Below are 7,660 nucleotides of genomic sequence, written 5' to 3'. Positions count from 1 at the left end.
AAGAAGTGAATCCTCAAAACTGATTTCAACACCGTTGACAGTTAATGAAACATTCTTATATGAATTATCAACAACGACAGGAGCAAATAGTGCATTATCAGGTTTGGCGGATTTTGAATATTCCGGATATATAATCCTGCGCCACTTATAAAAACAGGATTCATTAACACCTTTCCTGCTGCACCATGAAATTACGGGTTCCTCACCAGCATAACATTCATCAATAATTGACTTCCAGTATTGAAGTCTTTGTTCTTTATTCATAAATACCTCCATCTATACCTGAATTATAGACGATACTTGTATTCATTAGAATGTGTATGTTATTTGACGCTTACGATTATAGAACAGCTGGATTATTGATGTTATTATGTGGTGTTATCATTATAGCAACTAGAAGAAAAGAACAAGATATTTAAAATTAAAAGGATTGTATTTAAATAGTTTTCTATTTAAAACAATCCTTTTTAATTATTTTGTTTTTCAATTTCCCAACATAAATATCCCAAAAAGTTCCATGCCAGAACTGTAGAAAGGGAATAAACATAAAATACACCATAATCAAAAAAACCACCAATTACTTCACAACCAACAACTAAACAACATATTAATATACTAAAATAAGTATAATTATTATAATTTATTTTTAGTAATTTAAAGCATTTTTTAAAACATGAAATAAAGAAAATAATAAAAATTGTACCACCAATTATTCCAGTTGTGACAAATGATTCAATAAATTCATTATGACTATGAACAACCTGGATAGCTTGAATAGTAGCACCATTAGTTTTATCCATTCCCATTTTTTTAAAATTATTAGCACCAATACCAATTATGGGACTAAATTTCCATATTTCTATTGATGTATTTAGTAATTCGATTCGTCCACTGCTGATTTGATCAATTAAATTAATTGCTTTTGAAGGATCACCACTAATAAGTAATTTAGATGCTTTGATTATTTTACTTAATTGAAAACGACTTTCTTCTTGAATTACATCTTGATTATTAAAGATTGCTGAAATTCCTTTATCTATTAATAAACTGTTAAAAGTAATTAATATAAAGATAATACATAATATAAAAATCTTTTTTATTTTACCATGATTTTTCTTTTTAATAAAATAATAATAGATTAAAGCAGTAGAGATAACTGCTAAAATGATCAATGCACTACGACACTTGGTTAGAAGAATATAAATAAATTGTATACCAATATTCAAATAATATAATTTTTTATATTGGTAATTATACTTAATCGCTAATAGTGCTAATAAAATAGTAATACAAGCTAAAAAGGCTGCTGGGTTACAATTAAAGTATACACCAAATAAGCGGTTTCCTGATACACCAACTATCCAACCATTTTTAGTATCATAGAAATTAAATGAATACATAATCAATGATATTCCACTAGCAAGACCCACTAATATATTAGTAAGAGGAATTATTAGTTTGATTTCCTTTTTTATATCTATAAGAGTAGTATTTTTTTTATTGCTAAAGATCAAGATGAAAATTATTATTTGCATAAAAGCAATTAAATAGGATTTATAGTCACTATATTTCTGATTGTAAAGAGTTGCTAAAAATAATATAATGCCATAGCTATTAATAAGGACAAAGTCTTTATTAATAACTATTTCTTTATGGATTATATCATGGATTAAAAGAACCAAAGCCCAAATCAAGGTAATTATTACCAAGAGATTATTTTCAATTCCTAAATACCCTAAAGCTAAAGTATTAATAAAAATACATAAAATATATATAAACTTGAAATACTTTCTTGAAAAGATAATTTTTTGTATAGAATTCATTAAAATGAATGATTAGCTATTTTTTTAATATTATTAATGGCGTATGTGTTTTTTATATATTTTAAATATTTTGTTTTAATACTACTAAATGACTGATTAGAAATAGGAATAATTTCTTGGTTTTGCATAACAAAAGTATGATTATTTGTTATTTTTTGAACGTAATCCATATTAACTAGATAAGATTTATGAGGTGAAATAAAAGATTCATATTCTAATAATGGTTCCATCCATATTTTAAATGATGTTCTTATGGTAGAGCTTTTGATGGTTGAACCATCTTTAGTATGAATCAGTAAATAATGGTTTTCGTATTCTACAAATGTAATTAGGCGACGGTCAATGGTTATGATACCGTCTTTTGTTTTGATTTCTAAAAGACTTAGATCAGCATTTTTTAGTAATTTAAGCATAATTGAAAGTATAGAAAAAAGCTGTTCTTTTACTATTGGTTTGGGTAAGATTGCAAAAGGAAGAATCTTTAAATATTCTGATTTGTAAGTACTGATATTACTTATGTAGATAATAAAAGCATATGGATTGAGCTGCCGAATAGCTTTTCCAATATTTAAGCTATTTTCAATATTCTTGTTAGAAAGATTGAGAAAATAAATATCAGCTTTCCCTTCATTTTCATTAAATATATTTAATTCTAAAGTAGAATTAAATTTTAAAATCTTGAAATGAATCTCTGATAAAGCAGGTAAATATTCTTTAAAGATATTAGTAATAGTATCAAATATATCTTTTTCATCACTATATAAAACAATTTTATACATAGTTCATAATCCCCCTCCATGAAATATGTTAATAATTATTAATTGTATATCTTTTAACAGTCTACCACATACTTTATGATATTTCTATAAGATTTATTGTGTTGTTTAGGATTATTTTTAGTAGTTTTTTTAGAATGAGTAAAATGTTTAAATTTTAATCATTTTCTATGTGATTTTATTGATGCAACTAGCTTTTTTATTAGTTGATAATTATTAGGTTATAAGACTATTTGATGAAAACATTACTTTAAAAAGGACATATAGTTAAAAATAGGATTTATAATCGAAAAATATTGTATTTTAAAGTGTAATTAATTTATTTTTAAGAAAAAACAGTAGCTGAGTAGTTAAAAAATGTTATTATAATAATGGTTAATTAAAATTAATATTGGCTTACTATAGGAAAGTTTTTGTCATAATTAATAATTAATTAACTAGGTTTTTATCAATACAATTATTTATTTGTAATTGAAATATAAAAAGAAAGGAGGGAGAGAATGAATAAGGTAAAACGATCGCTACTCCTTTTGATGATTGTAACTCTGTTGTTTTCATTCGTTATAGTTTTGCCATCTGCTAATACCAATATTCCATATGGCCCAGTAGACAGTGAGGATAGAGATAAAGGTATTGAACAGATAATGCAGGCAGGGGTAGAAGATAAATGTTTTGCAACTGCAATTTATGATGCTTTGGTTGTTGATAATTATTTTGGTGATGACACTAAAAATATCAGAGAAATACTTTGCGAGTATGATGGGAAAATAGATGCTACTAATCGTGGAATAAAAAGTATTGTTGGAATTGAATGGTTGAGAAATACACAAGAAATTGATTTTACAAATAGCCTGGATTCGCCTAATCCAAATATAAAAAATGAGATTAGAGATATAACACCACTTTCATTTGAATATATAATGAAGATTGGTAATCTATCTTCTAGTACTGAAGCGGAAAAGTGGTTTAAAAACAGAAGAAATTTATTTATTCGGTTTGGAGGAAATCCGATTGAAAAATATGGAGATTCTGTTGGGAGATTACATATACTGTGTGGTGGTGGTGTAACTCCTATGATTCCATCAGATGATTTGGTTGCTATAAAAATGGGTGGTAATCCTGATTGGAGTGTTACTAAAAATATTAGTTTACCTAGATTAGAAAGAAATGGACAAGAAGTTAAATTTTCAAATGAATATAATGAAAAACAACTTACCTATATATTAAAAAATATAACAACAATTAATGAAGATGCCCATATAAATTATGCTGAATTAAATAATAGTAAACTGCAAATTAAAAACATTAAACAAAGTGGGGTTTTATGGGCTACTACTGCTGTTAGTAATAATGATGGAATTGATTATTTTATAAATTCAATTGTTGATGAAAATACAGATGTAGCTAATATAGATACTGCCACATTTAATTATACTACTAAGTTTAGTTCACGAATATATACACCTGTTTATACTGAAAAAGAAGTAAAAACTAAGTTTAAAGTAACAAAGTCAGCAACATGTGATTATAGTGGTAAAAAGGTTGTTGGTGCAAAATATTATTTATATGATGCAAATACAAATCAGAGGGTTTCTGATAAAGAATATATCACTGATATAAATGGTGAGATATTGATTGATGAATATCTGCCTGTTGGTGAATATTATCTATTAGAATTTGAGGCTCCTGAAGGATTTTTACTAAATGAAAGTAAAATCAGTTTTAGTGTTATTGCTGATCAATGTAATGTTAGTGTATCTGGTGGAGATAAGGATTTAAATATTAATGCTGGTGATATTGAAGAAGATCCAAATACAGTTTATATTGATCGAAATTCAAAGGATGTTGAGGTTAGTATAAATGATGATTCAAATTATAAATTAGATCATATTGAAATAACATATTTTGATTTGGAAAGTCAAACTTTTAAAGATCTTTCTTTTACTGGTCCAAGTGAAGGAACTGTGTTTGCTTCAGCCGAGGAAGCTGCTGCTTTTGCAACAAATTGGATTAATACAAATAAAGGAAATGCTGAAAAGTTAGGTATTATTGATGGTAAAGTCACTGTTAAAGCATACTTTTTACACAGTAAAGAATTACTAACATCAGATCCAAGACCAGTTATGAATGTTGAATTTACTAAAAACAGCAGTGGTTTTGATAATAATTTTGATGTGGTCGAAACACCATTGGCAGGTGCAACATTTAAATTAGAGTGTACTCACAAACACACTGATGAATGTGTTGATTCTAATGGCAATTATAGTATAGATCATTGTATTGATCCTCATACTGACTGTGGAGATTATTATACAGATGATGGATGTAGTTGGAGTGACGAGGTTACAAGTGGTGAAGATGGCAAAGTTGTATTTGAAAATATTAATACAGGTATTTATAAAATGACTGAAACTGTTGTACCAGATGGCTATTTACAGCCAAACACTACATGGATCATACAAGTCGATGCTTCAAAGTTAACTTATACTATAAAAGAAAACAAAAATGATAATGAAAATATTAATAGTATAATCAGAGGAGATCAGAAAAGGGGTTATACCATAGTTAATTCATCTTTTAATGTAAAAGTTAAAAAGATTGACAGTAAAAGTGGAGAAGTTTTACAGGGGGCTGTATTTGAACTGTTTAAACTTGAGATGAAGGATGATGTAAAACAATGGGTTAGTAAAGGTACTGGTACTGGCGCTACAGGTGAAAATGGTTTAGCTTATTTTGAAAAACTTACAGAAGGTCAATATATGATCAAAGAAATTGAGGCTCCCCCTGGATATGAACTGATAACTGATGTTATTGAGTTTAATGTACCGTTTGAGTATACTAGTACTGATAAAAATGGTATTGAAAGTGATTTTGCTTCTGATACTAAAACTGTAACTTTTACAGTTTCAGATAAAGTTGGTGTAAGTCTTCCTAATACTGGAGCAACATTAACAGCAAGAATTGCAACACTAGGAATTGTAATTATGGGAATTATGATTTTATTAATAAAAAAGATAGAAAAACATAAAATAATTAGGGAAGAAAAATATAGAAAATTGTGAGGAGAGGAAAGTATGAAAAATAATATAAAAAAACTATTTAGTACAATTATTGTTTTCTTAATGGCAGTAGCTTTAGTAATGCCAGTAGGAGCAAGTGATAAAGTAGATCCTAAAGATAATCCTGAAATTGATGTAACTAAGACAACTGGTTCTATTACAATGAAGAAAAAGGGATCTCAATTTAGTGTTTACAAAGTTTTAGATGCAACAGCAAAAGCTGGACAAAATGTATTTACTTATAGTAAAAATAGTGCTTTTGAAAGTTTCTTTGGAAATGAAGCTTATGGAAATTTTACTATTGAAAAGATTGCTGAATTACCAAATGAATTAAATATTAGAAATGAAGATGGTACAATTACTGATCCAATTAAGGAAACGGTTAAATTAACAATTCCATTACAAAAATTTATCGAAGATAATGGAGTACAGCCAGTAGCTACGATTACTTGTCCAAATGATGGAACTGCAGTTACAGTAGATAATCTAGGGATTGGATTCTATTTAATCGTTGAAACTGCTACACACAGTGATTCTGCAAGTGTGGCATCTAAATCAATGTTAGTGCCATTACCAATTATTGAGGGTAATAAACCTGACTATTCATGGAATTATAATTTAAATATTACTCCTAAAGATGAGCCTGTACCATTAGATAAAAACATTCGTAAACAAAATGGTGAAGAATTTGAATTGGTTAGTTCAAGTACAAATAATATTGGAGATATTCTTGAGTATCAAGTAGATACAGCAATTCCTCATTATGATGATAAAACTGATTTAGAATCTATTAAGTATATAATTACTGATACATTAAGTGTTGGGTTAGATTTTATAAATCAAGATAAACTTAGTATTGTTGTAGCTGATTTTAGTGGTAATAATAAAACATTAGTTAAAGATGTAGATTATACTATAGAATATAATGGTAAAACTATGACAATTAACTTTGTTTATTCAAATATTATGGCTTATAACACTTTACAATTGAGATATAATGTTGTAATTAATGAAAATGCAATTGTTGGTGGTGGAGCAAACCCAAATAAAGTTGAATTAGAATATACTAATAATCCTAATACTGGGACTACTTCTAAACCTTGGGATGAAACAAAAACTTATACATATGGTATTCAAATCCTAAAACATGATGTTAGTGATGAAAACGTAAGATTAGCTGGTGCAGCTTTTGAATTACAAGATGAAGCAGGAAAAGTAATTGCTGCTTATGAATATGATAAAGAAGGAAAATTAATTGTTACAGGTGATGGTAAGGTTGAAACTGATAAAGAAGGTTTAGCATATTTTGTTGGATTAGAAGCTGGTACTTATTACCTTAAAGAAACTAAAGCACCTGAAGGATATCAGATTTTAGATGGTAGAGCTACATTAGTAATTGAAGCTGATTTAGAAACTGGTGATGCTGTATATACATTAAATGGTACTGTGATTGCTGAGACAACTGCTATTGAAAATGGTGGTTCAGCTAGTAAAGTTGTTGTAACAAAATTCGCTAACACTAAAGGATTTAACTTACCAAAAACTGGTGGAGCTGGTACTTGGATGTTCACTGTTGGTGGTATATTGATTATGGCAAGTATGGTTACAGTATTTGTTAAGCTAAGAAAAAAAGAAAATTAATTAAATAAAGGGGTAACCAAATAATTTAGGGGGAAAGCCAAATTATTTGGGGGTCAACTTTAGGGGTGCTAAAAAAAGTCTGTTGAAATTTAGGGGACACTTTAGGGGATAACCTAAAACTGATGAATAAAGAAGTTCAATAGGGAACAATCAAAAATGGTTGTTCCCCTTTATTTCGTCTAGATACTTTTATATTTTATTTTTTAAATTTATAAACTTCTTTTTTGGATTTTGGAGTAGAGAGAATGGATTCGTTTTTTCTGTTGGCCCAAATCAATCTGCTACGTGCATATTCAAAATTATCTAATCCTCTGGAATTTCTTTTGAAATCTTTAGGAGTTCTATTATAACCTTCCATAGG

5 protein-coding genes are annotated in these 7,660 nt (G+C 27.9%); 2 read left to right on the top strand and 3 right to left on the bottom strand.

Annotated elements, in window-relative coordinates; genetic code table 11:
• The 3 genes from tnpA to BMW96_RS13505 all read right to left on the bottom strand — a co-directional run.
• The coding region (gene tnpA / locus BMW96_RS13515) for an IS66 family insertion sequence element accessory protein TnpA (RefSeq protein WP_092355808.1) at positions 1-264 on the bottom strand (264 nt) is incomplete at its 3' end.
• 203 nt (positions 265-467) lie between these two features.
• A complete protein-coding gene (locus tag BMW96_RS13510; RefSeq protein WP_244881327.1) occupies positions 468-1,400 on the bottom strand; it encodes an O-antigen ligase family protein in 933 nt (310 codons plus the stop codon).
• 422 nt (positions 1,401-1,822) lie between these two features.
• On the bottom strand, positions 1,823-2,602 hold the full coding sequence (locus tag BMW96_RS13505; protein WP_092357036.1) for a LytR/AlgR family response regulator transcription factor: 780 nt from the start codon (positions 2,600-2,602) through the stop codon (positions 1,823-1,825).
• 497 nt (positions 2,603-3,099) lie between these two features.
• Between BMW96_RS13505 and BMW96_RS13500 the strand changes: the two genes are divergently transcribed.
• Positions 3,100-5,661, top strand: coding sequence for a prealbumin-like fold domain-containing protein (locus BMW96_RS13500; protein WP_092357033.1), 2,562 nt, complete (start codon positions 3,100-3,102; stop codon positions 5,659-5,661).
• Positions 5,662-5,673: 12 nt separating this feature from the next.
• Positions 5,674-7,299 carry a SpaH/EbpB family LPXTG-anchored major pilin gene (locus BMW96_RS13495; protein ID WP_092357039.1) on the top strand — a complete coding sequence of 542 codons (1,626 nt, stop codon included), beginning with the start codon at positions 5,674-5,676 and terminating at the stop codon, positions 7,297-7,299.
• Positions 7,300-7,660 lie beyond the last annotated feature (361 nt).

The sequence above is a fragment of the Thomasclavelia cocleata genome (genome assembly GCF_900102365.1).
Taxonomy (GTDB): domain Bacteria; phylum Bacillota_I; class Bacilli_A; order Erysipelotrichales; family Coprobacillaceae; genus Thomasclavelia; species Thomasclavelia cocleata.
The sequence above is the reverse complement of the archived record's forward strand: the minus strand, read 5'-3'. Positions and strand labels throughout refer to the sequence as shown.